At 54.0% G+C, this 24,731-nt stretch carries 11 protein-coding genes; 5 read left to right on the top strand and 6 right to left on the bottom strand.

Translation table 11 applies throughout. The features are described 5' to 3' along the window. Positions 1–205: 205 nt before the first annotated feature. The 3 genes from GGR27_RS06780 to GGR27_RS06790 form a co-directional block, all read right to left on the bottom strand. Positions 206–4,807 (bottom strand): putative Ig domain-containing protein, encoded by a 4,602-nt coding sequence (locus GGR27_RS06780; RefSeq protein ID WP_168036660.1) that lies wholly within the window; start codon positions 4,805–4,807, stop codon positions 206–208. Between the two features lie 238 nt (positions 4,808–5,045). Then, positions 5,046–12,104: a malectin domain-containing carbohydrate-binding protein gene (locus GGR27_RS06785; RefSeq protein WP_168036661.1), complete on the bottom strand. Its 7,059-nt coding sequence runs from the start codon at positions 12,102–12,104 to the stop codon at positions 5,046–5,048. Between the two features lie 1,414 nt (positions 12,105–13,518). Next, positions 13,519–16,689: a VIT and vWA domain-containing protein gene (locus GGR27_RS06790; RefSeq protein ID WP_168036662.1), complete on the bottom strand. Its 3,171-nt coding sequence runs from the start codon at positions 16,687–16,689 to the stop codon at positions 13,519–13,521. Positions 16,690–16,831: 142 nt separating this feature from the next. On the opposite strand from GGR27_RS06790, the gene GGR27_RS06795 reads away from it, so the two are divergent. Further along, positions 16,832–17,425: a hypothetical protein gene (locus GGR27_RS06795; RefSeq protein WP_168036663.1), complete on the top strand. Its 594-nt coding sequence runs from the start codon at positions 16,832–16,834 to the stop codon at positions 17,423–17,425. A 339-nt stretch (positions 17,426–17,764) separates the two neighbouring features. Here the strand turns inward: GGR27_RS06795 and cls are convergent, their stop codons facing one another. Then, positions 17,765–19,228: a cardiolipin synthase gene (gene cls, locus GGR27_RS06800; protein ID WP_168036664.1), complete on the bottom strand. Its 1,464-nt coding sequence runs from the start codon at positions 19,226–19,228 to the stop codon at positions 17,765–17,767. After that, positions 19,225–19,947, bottom strand: coding sequence for a phosphatase PAP2 family protein (locus tag GGR27_RS06805; protein ID WP_168036665.1), 723 nt, complete (start codon positions 19,945–19,947; stop codon positions 19,225–19,227). The genes cls and GGR27_RS06805 overlap by 4 nt, the downstream gene beginning before the upstream one ends. Before the next feature lie 550 nt (positions 19,948–20,497). On the opposite strand from GGR27_RS06805, the gene GGR27_RS06810 reads away from it, so the two are divergent. From GGR27_RS06810 to GGR27_RS06825, 4 genes are all read left to right on the top strand, one after another. Next, a complete protein-coding gene (locus GGR27_RS06810) occupies positions 20,498–20,983 on the top strand; it encodes a GbsR/MarR family transcriptional regulator (RefSeq protein WP_168036666.1) in 486 nt (161 codons plus the stop codon). Between the two features lie 309 nt (positions 20,984–21,292). Then, positions 21,293–22,150, top strand: coding sequence for an MBL fold metallo-hydrolase (locus GGR27_RS06815; protein WP_168036667.1), 858 nt, complete (start codon positions 21,293–21,295; stop codon positions 22,148–22,150). Between the two features lie 474 nt (positions 22,151–22,624). Next, a complete protein-coding gene (locus GGR27_RS06820) occupies positions 22,625–23,107 on the top strand; it encodes a GbsR/MarR family transcriptional regulator (RefSeq protein ID WP_168036668.1) in 483 nt (160 codons plus the stop codon). Between the two features lie 53 nt (positions 23,108–23,160). After that, positions 23,161–23,811 (top strand): acyloxyacyl hydrolase, encoded by a 651-nt coding sequence (locus tag GGR27_RS06825; RefSeq protein ID WP_168036669.1) that lies wholly within the window; start codon positions 23,161–23,163, stop codon positions 23,809–23,811. 449 nt (positions 23,812–24,260) lie between these two features. On the opposite strand, the gene GGR27_RS06830 is transcribed toward GGR27_RS06825, so the two are convergent. Then, a complete protein-coding gene (locus GGR27_RS06830) occupies positions 24,261–24,728 on the bottom strand; it encodes a hypothetical protein (protein ID WP_168036670.1) in 468 nt (155 codons plus the stop codon). Between the last annotated feature and the right edge of the window lie 3 nt (positions 24,729–24,731).

Below are 24,731 nucleotides of genomic sequence, written 5' to 3' on the forward strand. Positions count from 1 at the left end.
GACCGCCCGTGCGTGGATAAGATCTTGTCCCCAGCCGAGAGTGAGAAAAGGTTGCTAAACCCTACCGTAGGTGATCATAGCCGGTGATAGAAGACACTGAAATAATCTTGGTTATCCGGTTTAACGGTGGATGGGCCGACCAGTCATTCGTGCGTGAATTTAACCGGCACGATCGAGTAAGGTCGGCCCGCCGCCGGCGTTTCGCTTACCGAACAATGACTCGCTTCGTCCAGTGATCGGAATCAGTTTTGGCGGAAAGAAGGTAAACGCCTTCGGCGAGATTGGATTCGGTTCCGTCCGGTGAGCCTTTCGACTGGAGGAGTGAAGTCGTAGTAGAAGTGGCTTTTCGCTGCCAGACGACCCTTCCGTTGAGGTCATAGAGGGTCAGTATGGTCGACTCGTCGGTTGGTAATTGGATGGTAAATTCGCCATCGCTGGGATTGGGGTAAACAACCAGTTCACCGGCCGCGATGCCTCGCTTTAGGTACACCACGTCGCTGTAAGTGAAGCTATCGTCCAGGTCCACCATCCGCAGCCGGTAGTAAGCGGATTGGGGTGGGGCAACGTCGTGGTAAGTGTACGTCCGCACTTCTCCAACTTGCCCTGCACCCGCGACCGCGCCCACTACTTCCCAGCCGCTAGCATCTTCCGGTAAGCGTTCTAATTCGTAGTAATTAAAGGCCTCTTCGCTGGCCGAAATCCACTCGAGGGTATTTTGCTTTTTCCCCGTGCGTCCGAGAAAAGAAACAAGTTCAACGGGCAAAATGGCCCCGTCTGATAAGTTGCAGATCTGGATACCTTTCAGGGCGGGGTTTTCGATGCCGTGAATGAACTCGATGTCCAACGTGCCGTCCATCACCGTGATGGTAGCGGAGCGGGTGAAAGCGCCCTTTGCGCCGGCAATGGCGAAAGGGTCGATGTCGTCAAATGCGGGTAGCACGATCCCCTCGATGGTAACGTCAAATACCCGATCTCCCACCTGGTTGATTCCTCCGAAAAGCTCCGCAAAAAGTAGGGTTATCTGAACCTCAGTACCGGGTGTTACGGGGAATTCCCATTTCATTTCTGGATTCGAAGTACCGTCGTAGCGCTCCGTGTTAAAGACGGCAGCCGGTGCGGAGGTAGGAACGGTGGGGTCGGTCATGATGATGGGGCCACCGTGCGCGCTACCGGCATTGCCGCTGTAGATGCTACCGCCTCCTGACATGGCAGCTAAGAACGGCGAGTTGCCTGCACTCATGAAGTTGCCCACGTCGGAGCTCCAGCCAAGAGAAGTAGTATCCGCGGAAGCCTGCGCCGGGCCGCCAACGTTGACGCGGTAAAGGGTGTTTGCGCACGGCTCGGGTAGTTCCACCGGGATAGTTTCGTCCACCGTGAAGGTGACAACGTCGTTGATGTAGCTCGTCGGATCGTTCGGGTTAGACAGGAATTCTTCGTGAAACTGATCGGCAATACGGATGACGACCGTATTAGTACCGGCGGTGATGCCGTCGGCGTCGGTCAAATCCCAAAAAGTTTGCTCGATGGCGGATGCCGTCGATATGCGGTCGTCAGTATCTAAATTATTTAGGTCCTGCGGATTGACGTAGAGGTGAAAGTGCTCTTGCCGACCGTACAGTACCTCCGTAGCCGTCCATTCTATCTGCACGTCGGTACTGGTCACCGTTGCGTTATCCAACGGTGACGTTAAGTCCACCTGGGGGCCGGAGACCGTCACGGTGACGACATCAGATCCACTGAGGTTGCCACCATCCACGACGGTAGCGGTGATGGTTTGGCTACCCGGTGTCACTAGTTGGCCGGTAATGCTGGCGCCCACGCCGCCACTTACGGCGTCCGGCGTAAACTGGGTGTCACTGGAAGACCACTGTAAGCCAGTTTCCAAGTTATTCTCTTCCGCATCGGTTACCGTGCCGGATAAGGTAATATTAGTGCCCCGGGGCACGGCGGACCCATCAACCGGCGAATCAATCGTAACGACGGGTGCCGTATTTACGATGACGGGTTCACTGACGGTCCAAGAGAACGTAGTCGCAGCGTTCAGAGTGGGGGTCCCATCGTCCGTGACGGTTACCGTAACGGAATAAGGCGTAACCGATGCTGCGCCCACAGTGATGGTGCCCGAGATTAATCCACTTTGATCGATAATTATTCCCGCCGGAAGCCCCGTAGCTGTATAAGCGAGGATATTTCCCGCGTCGGGATCGGACGCGGTAGTCTGGAGGCTAATCACGTCGCCTTCGGTGCTGATTTGATCGGAGATGGTTGTGATACCCGGAGCGCCATTAGCCGGGGTCTCTTCGTTTACTTCCAATATTTTCCAGGTTGCCGTAAACGGGTTTCCGTTCGTAGTGCTAGAACTTCCGGTAGTAGTAGTTGAAATAATCCCAACCGCTAGTACTCCGTTAGCAATAAAACCGGAAATATCGTAAGGTGAAAACGCGGCTCCAACTGGCACCCCGTCCAGTTCGTACCGGGGCGTCGCCATACCGGCAGCGTCCACGTCGATGTACAGATCGACTAAGGAAGCAGCTTCGATGGCCGCCGTATTGACAAAATTATCTTCCGACGGTACGTCATTGACTTCCGAAGCGCGCTGGGCCCTAACGTTGTTGCCCTGCACCCCGAGCACAAATTTCATGAAATTTGCTTGGGTTCCGTCACCCACCTGAATTCCGGCGCTCTGGTACTGGTTGCCCGTGAATCCCGCAGGAAATGGATTTTCTAATTGACCGTGAATGGTGTAGGCACCCGCGGGGACGGTGAAACCAAGTTGAAAACCATTATTGGCATTATTCTGAGTCTTAAATACGTCGCCCGCGTCGGCTGACGTAAGGTTGATGGTTAGCGTTCCCGCGCCATTATCGACGGTGATGTTGTTGGAGTTAAACTGGTCGAGGTAGTTTGTCACCCCGTTACTTTGGATGCCGGTGAACCCGGAACAAAGCAGCGTATTCGTGATTTCAGCATCAAAGCTCAGGTTGATGGGTAGTGTTTGAGTAGTTCCGTTGGCGGCATCCAGTGCAAATATGTCTAACTCATCCGTCACGCCGTCACCGTCGTCGTCGGTATCTAGGCTGTTGATTTCGCCATCATTATTTAAGTCTACGGCTCCGATGTCAGAACAATCCGCCGCCACGCCTCCATTTACGATGACTTCTAAAATCTCGGTGTCCGAAAGCGGGTTGGTTGGGTTACTGTCGGTAACCGTATAGGTGATAAAGTAGGAACCCGGAGTATTGGCGTCGACCGTTCCGGAAACTTGAATCGCTGCAGTGAGGTCACCATCCTCGGCATCAGTGGCGGTAGCTCCGGGATTAGCGAAAACATCCCCCTCGGTAATATTTAAAGGGTTAGCACCAGCCACGGTAATCACTGGCGGTGTATTGACGGCGGTTGTGAGTGGCGTAAATTCAAATTCGTCGCTATTACAACCACCGTTAAAATCTAATCTGATTTTCTGTAAGCCAGCGTTGGTGAAATTGACATTAGTGAGAAAGTCATCATAATTTTGCCATCCGTCATTAGGGACATTTACGGACCCGATTGTGCTAAAACCACCGTTATCTTCAGATAAGGTGACCGTGGTGATTCCACCGTTTCCTTTAGCACCGCTGAACCGCCATTCGTAGTCACCGGCTACCGGGACGTTTACCCAGTACTCCACGAAGTCTCCGCCGTCAATGTATCCAATGTTCTTGGCCGTGTTGTCTTCGATAGCGACTGAAAAACCTGCTCCCGGTGGTGAGCTACCGTACCAGGGAAAGGGGTTGCTGAATGTCCGGGATAAAATTGTCCCCGGAATTTGCTGCGCTACGTCAATTGAGAATGATTGCGTGACCTCAGTATTAGAACCATCATCAGCCGTGACGACGGCTCGGTACGACCGACCTGCACCAGCTAGTGGTGACCAGGAAAGGACGTAGTTTCCATTACCGTTATCCGTAAACGTATAGCCAGTTATGGCGGTACTGGGCATGAAAGGATTCGTCCCGCCGTTACTTTTATCAAATATCTGTAGGGTGGCGGATGGTAAATTATCGTCGGTCACTTTTATGTTCACCGAGATTAAATCGCCTTCGTTCGCGACGACATCGGTAATTGCCTCGATGGCCGGAGGATTGTTAACCAATCCTTCGACGACCCAGTTAAAACTAATTTGCTCGCTGAGTGGAGCCGGGCTTCCGTCATCCGTAGCCGTGACGGTAACCGCGAACGGGCTCGAGGCGAGGGCACCGGAAGTAATCGTACCCGAAATAATACCCGTCGTACCGTCAATACTCAACCCGGATGGCAGGCCCGTTGCCACGTAAGTAATAACATCATCGTCGGGGTCGTCAGCGCTTGCGTCGAGCGAGATTATATCGTTTTCTGTACTTACTTGGTCGGCGATGGTGTTATTGAAAACGGGTGGCGCGTTAGTGCCATTAATCGTGATGGTAGCACCGGTGGTGGTTCCCAGGACGAGGTCACCACCTCGCGTGATTCTAGTTACGGGGTTTGCCGGCCCGGGGCCAAATGAAAAGTCGATAGAAGTCGTGCCCGCCGCCTTGGCCGTCAGGTCGATCGTCAGGTAGTCAAAGGGGCCGGTAGCGAAACCACTCAGGCGGGCGGACGCCCCGTCGATGTTACCCAATGGATCAAAATTTCCGGGGTCTAATAGCATCACGTTCAACTCGGTAGTGGCGTTATACACAACCGAATCGATGGTGATAAACGCGGGGTTGAAGTCTAAAAAAGCTTGAATGCCGTCTATTTCTTGGGGGCCCGCGGCCACCCGCATAACCACCGTCAGTTTGTCTCCCACATCAACCGTTGAGGTAGCGGGTAACAATACTAAATCGGCCTGCGCCCGAGTAACCTGACTCGATAGCAGGAAACAAAATAGTAGGCATACCTGAAAGCATTGTTTCAGTAAGGAACATACGGATGCTAAAGAGCGTGAAGTGGGCTTCATAAGTAGATAGTTGTCGTTGTCAGCATGATTTTGTTAACGGGGCCGGGATGAGCTTAAGCGCAGGCTCATCCCGGCAAATAAGGTGTTGTCAATTGTTGTCTAAGGAGGCGCCGGCCTGCAGAAAATTAGAAGTTAGTAGTGAAACGTCTTGGATATTAGTGAGGCCGTCACCGTTAATATCCGATGACTCCCCGGCCTGCAGAAAAGTGTTGGCCAGTAGTGAGAAATCTTGAATGTCTACTAGGTTGTCATCATTCAAATCACCCGCTCTCAACTCGTCGAAAGTGACGGCCGTGTTGCCACTGTTCAGCGTCAATTCTTGTACTCTTTGCAAATACCCAGCTCGCTTGACCAATACTTTGTATTCGCCGGGGGCAAACACCGGAACCGTCATTTGCCCGTTTGCGTCGGCAATCGGTGCGTAACTGCGCAGGGGGGTATTTAAATCGTCCAGTGCGTATAACTCGACCGTATGCACACCACTAGCGTTGGTGCGGCCCTGGCTTGTTGCGGTAAGTGTCAGGCTGGCCGCTGGTTGGTCCGTTACGTCCCAGGTAAAGGAGGTTTGGGCGCTGCCTGCCGGTACGCAACTATCGGTTACCGTTACGACGACGTCATAGGGGCTACCGTCGGCGGCGCCTACGGTTCCACTTTGGCTGCGTACTGACTCGGGTAAGTTGAGGTTCTGTGGATTACCGTTGTAATCTGAGCGTGACAATACCATCCGGTCAATTGCGTGGGAAGAAGACCGTGCGGATACTTGAATGTTATAAACACCGGGTGCATCAAACCTGGCGAAGATCGGGTGAGGGTCGTTATCGCTGGTGTTGGTACCCCAACTCCAGTTGTTTGCACCACTGGAGTAAATTTTAAACCAACCTCCATTTCCGGCACCATTCGGCGCGGCGCCGACGCATTCATTTTCCCCGGCGGCTGAGCCTTTGGGGCAGACGATGCTTCCACCTTTCTGGCCATAAAAGGCATCGGCTTCAATTTTTAACCAGGAATCATTGTGCTCCGTAGTGTTCGTCCCGTTACCCACCTGATTACGCCACTGGAATCGATATACCCCAGGCTCCGTAATCTCTACGGGATAAGTCAGTACGCCATTACCCGGGGCACCGAAGTACTGAGGACCCTGCCAGGTAATAAAATCACTGCCGGTGGCACCGGCCGGGTTATTGATGTTCGGCGAAGAAGTGGTGCTATAGGTAGCCGCATTTTTCCAGTCGCCGGGTAGCGTTTCGATTGACTCCATTTCGATCACGACAATTCCCCCGCTCTCGATAAACGCACCATCCGACCCACCTCCGATACCAGCAACACTTTCGTCCAGGGTTCCCGTAATTAGACCCGAGCTGGGGTCAATGGTCAGGCTGGGTGGAAGCCCCGTCGCGCCGTAGCTAAGGCCACCACAGTCGTCGCTGTCGGTCGCATTAATTTGCAGCGATACCACATCGCCTTCCTCTCCGAATTGCGCCCCGGGGTTCATTACTATTGGTGGGTCGTTAGCGGAAAGTGTGCCGCTACTGATAATTTCAATGGCTTTGAGGTTGGGATTCTGTGCTCCCTTAATAAAATCAATATCCAGATTACCGTCCGTGACGGTTACGGGAATTGATTCTACGCCGGCCGTATTCCAGCCGTAAGCTGCCGTCTGATCAAAGTTGTCGAGTATTGAGATCCCTTCCACCGACACACCAAAGACGCGGGTGCCGGCCGTCTGCGCACCGGTCCAAATCTCCGCGAACAGTAGGTTTACCGTATAATTACCATTTTCTACTGGGAAGTCCCACTGCATATTATCTGGATTCACTACTGAACTGTACCGCTCGGTAAAGAATAGCTCGTTGGGATAGCCCGTGTTGTTGGCTCCCGTGAAGTCGGCACCGTAAGTAATATCTTCCGCCGGAGCAGTGAGGTTGTAGTGCGGAGAAGGGGTGCCCGTGACCGCGGTACCATTAGCGGTAACGGCAGCCTGATCAGCCGACCAGTTCATAGTATCGACGTCGTTCGTGGCGGTAAGTGGCCCACCCGTGTTGAGCCGATACAGGACCGTACCGGGGGCTACTCCGGTACCAGTCAGCGCAACGGTGGCGGTGCTGGCGTTTCCGTAGTCGATCTCTAACGTAGCCGTTTGCCCACCTGTGGAACCGGCGAAGCCTACGGTGAGGTCTAAACTGACCCCGGGTGCGAGCAGGGCAAACCCGACTGGAGTGTCCAGGGAGAACGATGCAGCATCCGGGCCGGTAATTGTTACGTTGGTAACGATAATACCGGTATTACCGCCCGCACAGCTTACCGGAATGTTAGAGTTACCGTTCGCACTGATATTCGCACTGGCGGGTACCTGGAGCTGGCTAGCAGTGAGTGGTGTTCCGAACGGATCGTCCGTGCCGAGGTACTCCATTTTCTTCATTGTTCCACCTCCGCCCTTACTGTTGGAGCCAGCCGTCACGTGAATTCCATTTCCCGAGACAATTGCCTGGGTGCCGTGTCTTTCGGTGATTAGGTCGGCCTTAGTCGACCAAGTCCCCGTGGCGGCATTGAACGCTTCGGTCGTTTTCACGGCATCGTCGATGTCGTTGCCCTGCAAATCTTTTCCGATCTCTCCGCCGATCACGTATAGTTCGTCCTCAAAGGCGGCCACGGAGGCAGCTGCCCGGGGTGTGGGTAAATCGGGTACGGTTGACCAAGTACCGGTAGAAAAATCATACACGTCTACTTCCGCAATTAAGGGGCCGAAAGTGCCGCCCGGGCCGCCGGATAAGCGCCCGCCCGCCAGGTATAGTTTGTCATCAATTACGCCGGCGTGAAAATGATCCCGGGCGCGGGGGGAGTCCGCTAGGGCCGTCCAGATGCCCGTCGCGGGGTCGAATTCATCGAACCAGGGAATGTAGCCACCATTGTGGCCAATGGTATTACCCGCAATAATGTAGAATTTATCGTTATGAATGACCAACCCAGCCGAGCCCCGCTTGCGGTCGGTCGGAACCGCCGGCCCCTGGATCCACTCATCCGTGGCGGGGTTGTAAGCCCAGACAAAATCAGCCGGCACTTCATTGGGGAAATTATTGGTCTTAAAGGCACCAATTACCCAGATTAGCCCCCGGTACTCCAGCGCCTGAAAGTGGTTAAACTCAGCCGGTGCGGAGGTGGCAATTTGACTCCAGGTCTTTGCCTGGTAGTCGTACACATCCAGCGTGGTGGCGCTTTCCCGACCGCCAAATAGATAGAATTTATCGCCAGCCTGCACGAACGAGCATTCGTGGCGGGCCGTGTAGTTTTCGTCGTCCGTCTGGTTGGTCCAACTCGCATTTTGCACTGGGGCGGTAACCGTCCAGGCAATGGGGACGGTAGTGGCGGTGCTACCGGGTTTATCAACCGTAAGGAGTGCATTGTAAACGCTACCCACGCTGGCCCCGGTGGTAATGGTGCCGAAAATCAACCCGGTGGTTGGCTCTACTTGAACTCCCGGTGGCAGACCGGAAGCGTTGAATGAAAAGTTTTCGGTGGCGCTCCCGCCCGCGGCCATTACGGTTAGGTTGATGAGGTCGCCTTCCATATTATTTTGATCGGGGATCGGCGTTACCGTAATGGGTGGTGAAATTGGGGCGCTGGCCGCCAGAATTTCAATGCCGTTGATCAACGGATTTTCGACTTCGTGTTCAAATAAAATATTAAGGGTGCCATCCGTCAGGGTGACTGGGTATTCAAGCATACCAGCAATTTGATGGCCGAAAGTCGCCACGAGGTCGAGGTCATTTTGCACGACCGAGCCTTCAATGGAAATATCAAATACGCGCTCGCCGGGTTGGTCAGTCCCACCGAAGCCATTTCCCATGTATAATCGCACCAAATAATCGCCATCGGGTAAGCCGAAGGTCCATTCCATCTCCGGAGCAGCCCCGATATCGTAACGTTCATTGGTAAACAGGGCCTGCGGCACGTAGGCGGGTACCGAGGCGCTACGTCCCGCCGTATTTTGGGTAGAAAGTAATCCGGTGTTCACGGTATACGTCATGCCGTTAAAGCTGCCGCTCTGCGCACCAAAATCTAGTCCACCCAACCAGTCCGGGTTAGCCGCGTCGGTAGCCGCCAGCGTTGGTCCGTTCGCCCTGATGCGTAGGATGGGCGTAGCCTCTTCGGATACCGTAACGGAAAAGATTTGTTCCACGAACAAGCCATCGTTATCGGTCGCCCGCACGGTAAACACCGCAATTCCGGGCGTGGGTGGGAAGGACAGCGTCATCGTACCGTCCGTAATGCCCGCGGTAATGGTTGGGTTAGTATTAGATTCGACGGAATAAGTAAGATTATCATCTCCATTATCGTCGCTGAAGTACTCGTCGAGATTGATGTTTTGTGCACTAGCGTTGACCAGTTTCTCGATATTCGGTAATACCTGCTGAACGAAGGGCATGGCGCTTTTTACGTATAAATAATCCCAAGTCCCTTCCACTTCCTGACCCGCCGCACTAGAGGTACCGATCAATCCCGTAGCCAGCGGTTCGCCAGGGTTTTGGATAGCCGAGAGAATACTGCCCTGGGCGGTGATGGTACCCAGCGTCTGTGTGCTCAGGCTGTCTACGGTGTACTGCAACGTGACGTCCCCGCTGGCGGCATTCACCCGAAAGAACATCACGATACTTCGGTTAGCCGAAACGTTTGCGGTTATGGGCGTTTGGGGAACGTCGTTGATTTCCTGGAGCGCCTGCAAGCTGCCGCCAGCGGTAAGAACGAATTTAATGTAGTTGCTCTGGGTGCCGTCGCCGATAAACAGGCCTAGTTCACCATTCTGAGGAGCTGAATTTCCGTAGAGTTGAAGCGGGTCGGAGAAGTTAACCAGGCGACCTTCAACGGAAAAAGTATTGGTGCTTTGGTCCACATTTACGCCGTACTGGAAGGCTTTCTCCTGGGTGTTCGTGTTTCCTAGCGCCGTGCCGGCGGTCATCTGCATGGTCATGGCACCAACCGCACCGCCGAGGATGTCGTTGGGGTTAGGATCGCTGGGGCTGTCGCGGCGGTCGAGCCAATCCATCCAGTTGGGGTTGGCGGCGCCATTATTCATCATACCCGTGAAGCCGAGGCCCAGGTATCCCTTCAATTCTTGGTTGTCGGAAAGCAGATCGTTGATGACCGGTAAATTGAAGGCATCGCTGCCGCCGACGGTCGGGTCACCCAGTTGGAAAGGGTCATTAGCATCGGGGATATTGTCATTGTCGTCGTCTAAATCGTTTAGATCCGAGGTGAGGGTACCACCCGCTGCCTTATCGAAGTCATTGGGCTGATTGCCCCCGTTACAGATAACTTCCTTTACCGTCTGCGCCGCATCTTTGTTATCAATCTCGTCCTGGTTCGTATAGCCGTCCAGATCATTATCTCCCGTTGCGGAATAACCAGGTTCGCCGGGTTCGAAGCAAACAAAATCCTGGGGCTCGAGTACCTTGATGGTACCGTTAAAAGTAGCGACCCAAACGGTGCCGGGAAAAGGGTCGACGTCACTGTTGCAGGTAATACCGAGTGCGTTACCCCCCAGGTTGGATATGAAAGAAGGCGTCAGTTGCAAAAGACCGCCGTTGGCGTCTAATTCAACCCGGCGCAGAACTCCTCCGTTCTTGCCAGCCAGTAAGTTACCCTGCATCGCTCCGTTGAAATTGGAGGCCGTGTACTCGTCAATACCGTTGGTGTTGGTGCCCCAGGTCGTTACGAGTACGTCATCGTCACCGTCCGGATTAGAAGTTCCCGGGCCCCGCCAATCCCCCTCGCGGGCGTCGGCCAAACTCACGGGCACCGGCGGCCAGTTGGCGGGCAGTCCGATGCTGGGGTCATCCGTGTAACCAGCCCCGCGGGAGCCATCGGGGTCGTAGATCAGCGTACGAAAGACGGAATTGGTGTTGGCATTGACCGTGGGGTTCGTGAATAGGCCCGCCCCGGTCGGATTGGCTCGTACGGGCACGGGGTGGCCACCGTAAAAGCTCCCGAGGCCGTAGCTCTGAATATCGTTCGTAATTAGGGTAAGGTGATCCTGATTATTTACCTGCTCCCCACCCACCTGGCTGGAGCTGCCGGGTTCGGATGAAATGTATTCGTTGGTAACCAGACCACCACCTTCGTTGGCGGGCAGACCTCCCCAGCCTCCATTGGCACCATTGTCGGTGCAAAATACCTTGCCAGCCGCGGTAACGACAAGATCATAGGAATTACGGTATCCCCCCGAAAAAATCTGTACGGGGCCACCGACAACCATCATGGCCTGGTTGAGCCCGTCGTTGCCCCCCCAGGGGTCGTTGATGTCTATACCCGTGTATCCTACTGCATCGGGGTCGATAATACCGTTCGCGTTAGACCGCGTGGGGTCATCCAAAGTAGGTAGATCGTAAATGAATTTTCGGCTGGAAATGGGGTCGGTTGTGGGAGGTATGTTCTCCAGTTGAGTCAGGTTGACCGACAGGATGGCTGCGGACAGTGCGTACTCCGTCGTCCAGGCGAAGTTGTCGGATGGCGACCCCGCATTGGTGTGGCCACCGGAGCAAACGATCAGGAAGTCGGTGCCGTTTACCGTGACGAACTCTAACCCGTTCGTAGCGTGATTTTCCTCGGAGCGGGGAAGACCCCTCACGATATCAACCACGTCCCAGGAAGTACCATTCCAGGTCAGCCGGGTGATGACTCCGGAGTTAGTATCGAGGTTCTGATCACCACTGGGTCCACCAATCCGCGAATCGCTGGAAGTGACGTAAATCACGGGTGCGGCAGCCGTACCCGCTACCGTTAGTCCCGTAGCCTCCCGCTTGTTGCCAATGTTGGCGAGCCCGTCGTCGTTGTGGTTGGGAATATTTTTTACGTCAAGCAACTCTTCGGAACTAAGGACGACGTAATCGTTCGGCCCGTTCCTTTGGATGGAGAAAATATCGACCGCGCCATCAATGCCGACCACGTAAAGCCGACCGTCGGGGCCAAACATTAATGAAGTGCCTTTGGCTACGCCACCGATGTTGTTGAAATCCAGGTTACTTTCCCCAAAACTTTGGCCCCTTAAAATGGGGGTTGTAAAAAGAAGAAAACCTAGCAGTACGTAGCGTACGTTAATCAGTACGCGGCATAGCAAGGTTTTATCCGTAGTAGTAGGTAGAATGATGTTCATAACTGTTTGGTGTTGTTCAAAATCCAAAAGCTGGAAAAATAGGGTTACAACACATTGATGTGCTGTACAGCGTGTCGTCACGCCGTCCGGTACCGCTAAGTATGTTGTGAAGTCCAGTGTGCTACTCAGGCTTTGTCAAATACGCAAGCCAGTGCACAATTAGTGCGGCATCCGGTGCAGGCTATAAATTATAAGGTCAGTGTGTAATCCGCGTGTTCCCGATTGTTGCCGAGCACGCATACCGGTGCGTTGCCCGTCCAGCGGGCTGCTAAACGCACTGTCCAGTACGATTAAATGTGCGATAATTATCGAGGTACGGTTGAGCGTATTGCTCGGTGCGTCGCTAGCGCGCCGTTAAGCGCAGTCAAACGTGTCGTAAAGTCCACTATGTCTCCGGCGTAATACCCAGCACGCAATTCAATGCGTGTTGGTGCAGATGTCCGGGACATATAGTCCAGTGTGTTGTGTCGTTGTTGGAAATATCAGTGTATAATCAAAAGTGTTGTTCAATGCGTTGCCGCTGCGCTTCTCAGCGCCGTCTACCGAGTCGTAAAGTCCGTTATATCTCCAGTGTAACGCCTGGTACGCATTTCAATGCGTTGTCAGATCAGCTACCCGGGGCATATAGTCCAGTGTGTTGTGTCGTTGTTGGAAATGTCAGTGTATACCAAATGCGTCGTCGCCGCGCTTTTCAGCGCAGTCTTACCGAGTCGTAAAGTCCATTATGTTTCCGGTACGGCGCTCGGCACGCAATCCATTGCGTGGTTTAAGCAGCCAACCGTGTAGTAAAGTCCAGTGTGTTGTGTTGTTGTTGTAAATGCTCTCTCTAAATCTAAAGTAAACATACGTCACTTTTCTTACATAACAAAACAGGAGAAACTTTTTTTTAGAATATAATAGCGTAAAATTTTGCATTCGTTTTAAATTAGCCCGTACGGGAAAATCTTGGCGACCCGTTTTCAATGGAGTAGTTGACAAGGAAGAATGATCGGGAGGATCCTCCCGACATCATCAAGTACTTGTCTGGAGTACCTCTCGGAAATTTTATAGAAAGCTGCTGCCCTCAAATTCGGGTGAAATAAGGAAAAAAATTAACTGACCTTACGCAGCTCATTCTTTTCCTATCACAAAGGGCACAGAGAACACAAAGAAAAGTTACCCTTTGTGATCTCTGTGGGCTATGTGGTTAAATCTTTTGCGTAACATCAGTAACTAAATCTCTTTGTCCAGCAATATCGTAGGAGTATATGCGGAGTAGCCAGTCCGATTAATAGTTACTCGTTACTATAGTGTACGTTATTTGAATAGTAGGCTTTTAAATCATTATTTAATTATCAATGTACCCCATAGGTGGGTCATGTCCCAGCGAATTGCCCCTTCTTAGAAGTGGGTTTGTTGGCCTCGCGTCCTGATTTTACCCCCGCGAATAACGCAAAGAAACCATCTCGGTCTCTCCACCATCCCGTGGCAGCAAAACACAAAACAACCGCGCCACGCCACTGGCCGTAACCGCCGGAATACTCCCCCCGTCCGCCAGCGCGTAGTCCCCCGCCACGAAATCCCACGAGAAATCTTGTGGTGCCAGTCCCATTTTATCCAGTGTTCGGAGGAGCTGCGCTTCGTTCTCTAACCAGGCTCGTTGCTGCGCTTCCGCAGTGGGTTCGGTGGCGGCATCCTGCTCGGGGTAAACGCGCGTCCACTTGACGGGCACATTAAATTGATATAAATGCGGCGCCAATTCAGCGGAAAAACGGCTATTGTCCAGCGCCTCGTCCCAGTCCACCCGTTTCTCGGGGTGCTGGCGACGGAAACGCGTAGCCATCACCTCCGGCAGCGGATAATCCCCGAGCGGGCGGGCACGGTAGACGAAATCGGCGTATTGCCGCTCCATGCCGTGAATGCCTTTGCGAAATAAGGTGAAATCCTCGCTCGCCGAAACGATGGGGTAGCGGTGGCCCCGCCCGGCAAAAGCACGGCTGAATTCTAGCAGTAGCGCGGTATCGCGGCCGACGCTGCAACCGTGGATGATAATTTCGGTCGTTTCGTTAACGACGTTGCGACCCAGCTGACCCGCCGGTTGCCAGGCGGCGAGTTGGGCACTCGTGACGCGTGGTTCAGCGCTGTTCATTGCCAACTTCGTCGCGAGGCCGGTCCACTGGTTGCCGTGCGCCACAATATGTATCTTTTCCCATGCACCCTGCACTCCCGATAGTGATCGGGACCGCGCCAAAAAATTGTGCACTTCGGCGAGGCTCCGAAAGTCCGTGATCACCCGTTCGCCCGCCTCCTCCGGGTGCCAGCGGAAGTACTCGGCGGCGCGGGTATAGTAAGCGTTAGTGCCCTCGTCTTCGCCCAGGATGAATGTGATATTCCGCTCGCGGGCATCACCCTCCGCCTGAATTTTTGCCACCTGAATATTCCCCTGGGCGCGGTCGCAGGATGCCGTGAAGAGGGGCAAGGAGCAAAGAAGTACGAGCCCCAGCAAATCACGCGGCCCCCCGAAACCCGTGAAATCCGGCCAACCCTTCCGCCGTACGATGCGGTATCCGATCAGGAATAAAATCAACCCACCGAGGGCAAAAATGCTCCAGTGCCAGCGTACCTCCGTAGTCGGCAAACCGGCCACGCCCAGCACTCCGAGGTCAAACCCGACCGCCGTAGCCGCCACGTTCTGCGGCAGCGGCAAGGGTTGCTTGACCGTCTCCAGCGGAGCGTTCGGATCAGCCACAATGATCTCCTCCACCGCCACGAAACTGGTGTACTGGGTTAGTAAATTGTAGTCCAGACCAAGCTGCGTAACCTCTTCGATCAGGGTGGAATCCGATCCGTAAGTCAGGTCGTTGTAATCATCCAGGCGGCGGATCCGTTCCCGCGCCCAGAGTTGGCCGAGGGCGGCGTGGCGCTCACTGTTCTTGGCGTCCTTCAAGTTATACGTAAAGGTCTGCTTGCGATAGTTTGCCTCGTCGGTATTCGTGGTGCTTTGCAGACCCGTTGGCCCGCCCGTCCCTGCCAAACCGGTGTATCCGCCGTAACCCGTTAAGGTCATCTTACCCTTCGCCTTGCCCCGGTACTTCCCGAAAACGACCAGCGGCCGCTCGCGCGACACGTCGGGGATACTAATGGGTTCCACGTCGTACGCGTCGAATTTATCCCCAAAATCCAGACTCAATTCCGTCAGGACGGGCTCACTGATGTACCGCTGAAAACGACTGGCCTCCGCCTCCGCGTCACTGGGGTCGAGTACGTAGGCCGGGCGCCCCTGCCCCACGCGCGCCATACCGTCGATCAGGTGGCTGTTCACGCCGGAGCCGATGCCGAAACTGTAGACGTTGGCCTGATTAAGGTTATTCCGGATCAGGTCGAACGCTTCCGGCTCCACGCTCACGTAACCGTCCGTGACGATGACGATGTTGCGGCTCAGACCGGTGGAGGAGCGGGGGAGGGCGTAGGCGACGTTGAGGGCGGGGAGTAACTGCGTGCCGCCGCCGCTACGGGCGTTTTGCAGAAAGGCCAGGCCAGCCTGCAGATTAGCTGGCGTAGCGGACAAAGATTCCTGCGACCAGACGTCGCTAGCCCCCGCGAAAAGAAGAATGTTGAACCGGTCGACCGGGCGAAGCTGGCCGACCAGGTTGGTCAGTAATTCCTTACTCACGTCGAGTGGAAAACCGTTCATGGAGCCGGATACGTCGACGACGAAGATGAACTCCCGGGGCGGGTAGTCGCCCTCCGCGACGGTTGCCGGTGGCTGGGCCATGTAAAGAAAATAATTTTCGTCTGCTCCCTCGAAAACGAGCATCCCGGTCTGAATTTCTTTGCCTTGCAAATTGTAGTCCAGGACAAAATCCCGGTTACCGCCCTTCGACTCCGAACCGGCCAGCTCCACACTCACCGCCTCGCCGTAGCGGGTATTGACGACTTTGTGGCTGGGGCTGGCGACCGTGCTGATCGGCATCCCGGCGTCGAGGTGGACGGAGAGGTCGAAGGCGTACGTCGGCGTGCCCGACTTCGTATAAGGTTGCGCGGTGTACGCTTCCCGCGCTGCTTCCGGGCTCACGTAACGTGGGCCAACGACCGTGGGGTAAACGAACGAATACACCCCGCCCGTCGGGACGAGCACTTCCGTGTACTTCAATTCAACCTTCACCGTATCGCCCGGCAGGATGTTGGCGACGTTCATTTGAAAGACGTTGGGCCGGTGCTGCTCCAGCAAACTGGCACGTTTACCTTCCTCTTTGGCCTTTTCGTAGGTTTCGCGCGCCTCTGCCTTCCGCTGAATTTCGCCCTTGATACGGCGGTTACCGACGATCATCGTCATACTGTAAACGGCGGAGTTATTGGAGCCGGGGAAAACGTAGGTGGCTTCGAGTCTGTTGTCGCCGTCGTTCACGTACGTCTGCGTGACGGTCACGTCGGCAATTACACCGCTGATGTCGACGTTGGCGGCGGTGGCTTTGAGGGGGAAACTGGCGCCTTCTTCGGTGAGTTCGAAATATGGGCTTCCGGTTTTTGGATCTTCGAATGTGCCCTGGGCGAAAGCAAAATGGCCGAGGAGGCAGAGTACGAGAAACAGCAGTAAGTTCTTCATAGCGCGGTAGATTTTCGTTTTGTCTACCGCAAATTTGGGGGCGGGGCCGGGCGGTCAAACCGGCCAACTAGTATTCGTGGCGGTTGGTCTAGCATTTGGGGGCAGCATTGACTCGTATAGATGATTTTGCTATCTTGGTGTGATGAAACGAGCGCTGCTATCCCTACTTCTTCCTTTTGCGCTAACGCCCCTAACCGCCCAGCGCGCCGTGGATCTTAGCATCAACACGCTTGCGCTTCGCTACGAAAATAGCCTGACGGGGGCGGCGGAGGTGTCGATTCTCCCCCGGGTAGGTATCGTTTTGGGCGTAGCTTACCAGGGTGATCCTTTCGACTTCTCGGGTAACGACCTCAACGGCCGCCGCATTCGCATCATCCCCGAAGTGCGCTATTACCCCTTTGCTACCGAAAATGGCAACGTCACGCTGGAAACCTACCTCGGTGCGTACGGCAAACACGTTCTGATCGATAACCGGACGGAAGCGGGCGACTGGGGCAACCGCCGGAGCAAGAACGTAATCGGCGGCGTCGTGGGCGGGAAACTCCTCTTCTGGGGGAAGCTGCTGGTCGAAGGAAACGTTGGCATGGGGCGCATCATTGATCCCGTTACCCAGGAATTCCCCTTACCGCTGGGCTTCCAAATCGTAAACCGGAGTACTTTCGATCTCCGCCTCAATTTTTCGGTGGGCTACCGCTTTGGCTCCGTGCTCGGAAGGGTTAAGGCAAAAAATAAATAACCAGGTCATAAAAACTCCTTTACGTATTTGCCGATTTTATTGATTGGTTCGATTGGTAGACAACTGGCTTTAGGTAAATGGACAATATTGAAGCAACTTGTCAAAGCCCCCTCCCCGGCCCCGAACGACATCAAGGTCTGGGTGATCTCCGTCTTGACCGGGCTAGCCGCTACGTGGTGACTAAAAAAAGTTAGCCAGCAAACCGCCGATCGACACTCTAACGCCTGCGAAACTAGTGTAGAGAAAAAGAGGTAGCGACACGTAACCTGAATTGAAACAGTAAAATAAAAGTGGTTCCCCTTGGATGTCGGAAGAAGAAGTCGGATAATGGTAGGCGCGTCAGAGCACTGGCGATAACAAGCGCGCCAGCTTCTCCCCGAACCGAGCAGCCACCCCACGCTCATTCCACGTCGCCAGGGTGAGCTCGACTGCGTCACGGCAGTCGGCGGCGTAGAGGTCGGCTATTCGGTTGCCGGTGTCCTTGTCGTAGACAATTGCGTTGATCTCAAAATTCAGGTCGAAGCTCCGCACGTCGAGGTTGGCCGTGCCGACGATCGCCACCGAGCGGTCCGCGACCAGCGTCTTCGCGTGTACGAATCCCTTTTTGTACCGGTAGATTTTGACGCCGGCCCGCAACAGGCGCTCGTAGTAAGAAGCCGCCGCTTTGCTGACGAATATGCTGTCCCCCTTCAGCGGCGTAAGTAAACGAACGTCGACCCCGGAGCCCACCGCGATGCAAATGGCATTCAGTAAGCTTTCGCCGGGAATAAAATAGGGCGTCGTAATCAGTACCTCCCGCTGCGCCAGATTGATGGCCTCGATGATGGAATACATGATCGCCGGCGCATTGGAGTCCGGGCCGCTAGCCGTAATCTGGACGGGTTTATCGCCGGAAGAGTGGGTAGGAACTGAAAAATACCGGGCTTTCATTTCGTCAAAAGGTATTTCCTGGCCGGAGCAGAAACGCCAATCGTTAAGAAAAACCGCTTGAAGTTGCTGCACCGCGGGGCCGGTGATCATCAGGTGGGTATCCCGCCAGAAAGGTGCTTTTTTGTCGTCGCCCACGCCGTTCACGTAGTCTTCGCTAACGTTGATGCCGCCCACGAACCCGGCCCGCCCGTCCACCACGATGATTTTACGGTGGTTGCGGTAATTGATGCGGTTGGCAAACGCGCTCAGGGTGATCTTGTAGAAGGGCACGACCTCGATACCCGCCTGCTTCATGCGCTCCGCCATCTTGCCCCGGATGCTGCGGCTGCCAAAATCGTCGTAAATCAATCGCACCTTCACCCCGGCCCGCGCCCGCTCCGTCAGTGCTTCTTCAATGGCCCGACCCACCAGATCGTCTTCGAAACGGTAATACTCTACGTGGATGTGATCGCGGGCGTCCCCCAATGCCTCCAGCACGCGCGGTAGCTTTTGCTCTCCGTTAACCAGTATTTCTACGGTATTGCCCACGGTTAGCGGATCCAGGTTTTCGTTCAGCATCAGACGGGGCAGGCTGGCGTAGGTGGTCAGCAGTGGTGACTTTGCTATTTCTTCCTCACTTTGCACCCGCGACCGCGCCACGATGTCTTGCCGCAACGGAGAGTCGCCAATCAATTTATTGCGGTACAATTTGCGCTTGCGGTGGTTGGTGCCGACGGCGTGATAAAACAGGATGCCCACCACGGGAAGCAGAATCACCAGCAGTAAATAACCCAGCGTTTTGGCCGGGATTTCCGTGTCGTAAACGATGCGAACCACCGTGGCGGCGAGCACGAGTAAGTAAAGCAGTTGCGCCAGTAAAAGCCAGTAATTCATGGTCGCGCGTTATTTCGTACTTCAGAAGTCACGACGGCGGGGTCGTCCTGTCGGCTAGCGTACCAGCCGGCCAGCACGATCAGGCACAACAGGCCGATGAGGAAGCCCGCCGCCACGTCCGTAAACCAGTGTGCGCCCAGGTACATCCTGGAAAACGGAACGGTGAAGATCAGTGCCAGGCAAATGATTGCGGCCGTCCAACGTAGCCACGTCCAGACCCACGTAAGCCGGTACATCAGGAAGACCACGAAACCGAAGAAGGTGACGTAAAAAGTGACGTGCCCACTCGGGAAACTCTGAAACTGCGCGTCCTCGATGATGCGGATGAGGTCCGCCGTCGGCCGCGGCCGGTCGATGAGTATTTTAATCCCATAAATCACCGCCCCGGATAGTAAGGTGAGCAAAGTAAATAGTGCCTCCCGCCGCGCACCCAGGAGCAGGAACGTAAGCGCAACGAGCGCGGGAATTAAGCCCGGAGCAATGCCGTTACCGAACCAACTTACGGCGTGCATGGCCGCATCGAGCACCGGGCTCTGGTCCTCCTGCACCTCGAGGCTAAAGCCCAGGTCGAACAGGGCGGGCGGGACGAACAACACCAGCAGGGTCAGCACCACAAAGCCGGCCAGGAGTAGCAGTGATAGGTGCCGGAGCAAACGCACGTCGCGCTGGACGTAAGCGGAAAGCGCCCGTAGCGACTGTAGTAAACGATCGATGAGCATGAGCATTTTTTGGGGGCGCGGTCGCTGGTGCAAAGTAAATCGGCGTGAAGCAGCCCGGGGGAGAAATATTACTTTTCGGCTAACGACGGTTGGGGTGAAAATGATCGCTACCACGCTGGTACATATTTACGGTACAACTTTAAACGCTTTAACGACCCGCGAGTAACGCTCCGCGTCAATTCAGTTAAGGCTCAGGTCTGCGAGCCCCGGTACAATCCAAATTGTGTTCAAAACGTTTCGCGGTACGTCCGGCGAGTGGGGGATTTGGACCGGTGGTTGTCCTTAATCCGCCTAATCAGCGGCTGGTACATACGTCGGGTCAGGCACCTTATTAGAGAGTAATAAGCACCACAACGGCACCATAAATATTGTGGGGCAGGTACGTGACGAAAAATTCGGACATCGAAGAGATTTAAAAAAGCGGTAAGCGAACTACGGGCAACAATATACACAACCTTATGGTTCTGTACTTAGCGAACAACATATTGAGTACGCGATAATCGATTAGTGTTAACTTCGGCCTTCCAAAAACCAAAAAAACCAAACTCTCTTGACGAACGATAACAAACAGGAAATAGAAAACCTCGGCACCTTTTTCGAGGGCCGGGGCATGACGCCGATGGAAGCCAGGGTATTTGCGCTATTGTTGCTGTCAGAACCCCACTACCAGGATTTTTTCACCATCCAGGAAAAGCTTAGCGCCAGCAAAAGCGCGATCAGCAACGCCGTCAACCGGCTAATGAACGCAAAGCGGGTCGATTACCTCACCCTGCCCGCCGACCGTAAACGATACTTCAAGGTGAACCCCAACCAGTGGTTGGCGGAAATGAAAGTAGAGATTGCCGCCGTTGCCCCCATGCTGGAAAAGGTTAACGGTATTCTCCGGAAACGCGCCGACATGGACACGCCCGAATTTAACGAAGAGTTGGAGCGCGTGCGGGACTTTTTCGCTTTTATGGCTAAAGAATTTCCAAGGTTGATCGCGAAGTGGGAGAAAAAGAATGCTAAGGCACGAAGCGGTGTGTCGGTGCTGTGATCATACTCCCTAATCTCCCAGCGGCTATCAAAATTAAGAATCCATTACTCGGGTATTATGTAAAAGGAGAATATAAGTATCTGGACAATATTAAACGAACATTCTGTAACCCTCTCCCCCAACCCCTCTCCGAAGGCAGAGGGGAGCAAAGGCAGCTCGCTTCGCTCGTCAAAATGTCACAATAATATTGTCCAAGTACTTATTTAGTAAATTCATTACTAAATGAATGATGTTAACAATCATCTTTGCCGTATAGCTACTATGCTACGGTAAGTAACACCGTGAAAAATTAGGTAAGTCTCCATCAATATGTCCGATCCTACTTGGCAGATAAAACTTTTCGGCACCCGTGGTTCTACACCCGTCTGTGAAAATGGCGTGCAACTCCACGGTGGCAACACAACTTGTATTTACGCGGATTTGCTCACCAACGACCGTAGTAAGGGGTGCATCGTTTTTGACGCCGGAACCGGCATTCGCCGCCTCGGTAAAGAGTTGAGCGACGGCACCTTGCCCGATGTCGACAGTATTTTCATCCTGCTTACTCACTTTCACTGGGACCACATTCAGGGCCTGCCCTTCTTTGGCCCGATCTATAACCCGTCCCAAAGGATTTGTGTCTTCGCCCCCCACGAAGACATGAGTGATACCCGGCTTCAGGAAATATTCGAGCTCCAGATGCAGGAAGAGTACTTTCCCGTGCAGTTGGATAATGCCGGCGCAAAGTTTGAATTCATCACGCTCGAAAAACAGACGACATCCCTGCTGGCTGATGGTGGGGTGCGCCTCACTTACCGACTGCACAACCACCCCGGCGGAGCCTTCAGCTATCGCCTCGAAGCGAACGGTAAGGTTATCGTGATCTGTACCGACCTCGAGCACGGTGAAACCATCGATGAAGCGACCGTTGCTTTCTGCCGGGGGGCCGACCTGTTGATCCACGATGCGCAGTACACGGACGGTGAACTTGCCGAACACCGCGGCTGGGGGCACAGCAGTTACTCACAAGCCATCGAAGTGGCCAAACGCGCCGGAGTAGCGCAGTTGATTTTTACGCACCACGACCCCGACCACGATGATGACTTTCTGGCACGCACGGAAAAGGAATGCCAGCAGATTTTTTCCAACTGCCGAATGGCGCGGGACGGTATGGAAATTTTGGTGTGACGGGCGGTGCATCGACGCTTGTGCAATAATATCGACGTAGGCGGTCGGGGTAAAATTTAATACGCTTCAAGTCCTGTACCGGGTTACGCATTCATTGAGCAAGAAATTAGTTAGCCTAATCAAGTTCTTTTATTACCGAACAAGAAGTTGTATCTTTGTGTTGTTGTCACGACGGGACTGACCACCGTAGAAGGGCTGATTTTTCTTTTCCTCCTGTTCACCGTGTTTCTAGCTCCCCCCGTAAGACAAACAAACAGGTGTCAAAAGATTCCCCCGGTCGACCCGGCGGCCGACAAAAGAGGACCGGTCGACCCGGCGGCCGACAAAAGAGGACCGGTCGGCGCTACCCGGGCGGTTCGGACTGTTTTTGGTGAAGATATTAATGATTCTGAGGACTGCATTACCCCTACCCGTCGTCTTATCTTTTAAAATAATTTAATGGACTACTCCTAATGAGTAGTAAGCCAAAGGCACATGATTAATCAGACCAGTAAAATTGCGGCTTTAAAACAGAACGTTGAAGAGCTCGGGGTCTTTTTCGAGACCACCGGGCTGACACCGATGGAAAGCCGGGTATTCGCACTACTCTTACTTTCCGACCCACCCGAACGTTGCTTTAACGACATCTGGACCTTTCTTTCGGCCAGCAAAAACTCCGGAAGCGTTGCCCTTCGCCGTTTGGCGGAAACGGGCAAAGTCACCAGCCAACCTGGTGCCGTTAATCGTAGGCGAGCATTCCGGGCGGACCCCGCTGGCTGGCTCCAACACCTGGAAGCGGCACTTGCTAAGGCCAGCCCACTGGCCGCCGTCCTCGATCACGTTGTCCGGCAAAGGACCGTTGATCCACCGTCAGACTTCTCCAAAGGTTTGACGCACGTACGTGATTTCCTGCACTTCGTAGAACTAGAAACAGCGGACCTTTACGAACGACGAAGAAAAATTACCAACGATAATTAACTCAACCACGCACGGTCCCAAAGTCCGGGACCGCACCCGTAAACTATTAGTCCATGTTCAAATTTACCCTTGCCTGCCTACTTTGCGTCTTTACGGCATCCGCGTCCGCCCAGTCGACTGACGCCAACTTCACGAATTGGTCCGCCCACGTCGGGGCCAATCGGTTCTTTCGCAGTGGCATTAATTTCGTCGAAGGCGAGATATCCATCAAGGAGTCCATTTCCTACACGGCGGGGTTCAAAAGAATGTTGCCCTTCCAGCGGGCCGCCGGCCTGTCCTACACCTTCGTTCCTACCGTCTTGAGCTTTACGCCGGACGCGCGCTACGCTACCGAATACGACGGCGGGGCAGCCGACATGAATATCCATTTTATTAATACGAACGCTACCCAGTACATCGGTGCGGGACCAATCGTGGGCTTCTTCGATGCCGGCGTCGGTCTTGCCATCTATGACATCACCAGCGAGGACATAAAGACGCGCACTCACTTCCTCATGAGCTTCGGCGCGGGCGTAGAATACGCCGTAACCGAGCGCATCGGGATTCGCCTGAATGGCGGCCTCAAACTACCGCTCTTTGCCAGCAGCAACGGTGTTTACTGTGGCATCGGTAGCTCTTCCGGCGTCAACTGCGGGCTTTCCCTCAACAGCGGCGTCATTATGACGCACTGGGAACTCGGCGGGGCGGCTATCTACAATTTCTGACAAATTCGGTACATACGGCTGAAACTGGGTACGGAATAAGGTGCTTGTTTTGCCCGGGCCGGAAGTTGATGAGTTGTTTTCGCGGGGTTTAAGTAAGTGGAGAATATTTAAGTAATCAATTAATTAGCGATCAAGCGCTACGTGCCTCCGGAGGCAGTAGCCTAATTATGCGCGGTCGCGGGTGCAAGGGGGATTGGGCGTAGTCGGTTGGTTTAAACCAGTGAAATTGTAAAGGCCAGGCTGAAAAGTTTAGAGCGTGTTTGAATGCTGCTAATCCGAGCATTATCGATTAGCTCCGTTGCTTCCGTAGGCTTCCTGTTCCATTTAAATAAAAATGAGCTTTTTTGCTCCTCCGGGAGTGCGAGTCCAGCGAGCTAAAGGAGTCGATTTCTGGGAAGCCAGGTGCGTAAAACATTAGTGGTCAGGAAGGTGGAAATTTAAACACGACTTTAGTCTAGATAATCCAGCACCTTCACGTAAGTCTCAGGATTATCCTCCACCTCTTCCTGAGAAATTTCCACACCCATTGACCCGTTGGGCGTGTACTCCCCGTCTTCGGCGGTCAACGTCCGGTAGGCACCATCACTCCAGACGATCAGGTTTTTCCAGGTGCCGGTGGATTCCTCGTTCTTGAGGTACACCGGCAGCTTTACGACGGTGGTATTAGAGATGATCTCGTTACCTTGGTTAGTAACGTACAGGTTACACCCTCCCGAACCACAGTTCTCCATACCCATCAGATAAACTATATATTCGGTGGTTGCCGGATTGCCATCGAGGTCCACTACTTGTTCCAGAAACCTTACGGTATCCAGGTAGGCAGCATTAAGGTCCGTGCTTTGCGCAAAACTCAGTAGTCGGGTGCGGTCAGTCGTGTTTATGGCACCTTGGGGATACGTCGTATTTGAATCCTCCATAGT

The sequence above is a fragment of the Neolewinella antarctica genome, from assembly GCF_011927835.1.
GTDB classification, from domain to species: Bacteria; Bacteroidota; Bacteroidia; order Chitinophagales; family Saprospiraceae; genus Neolewinella; species Neolewinella antarctica.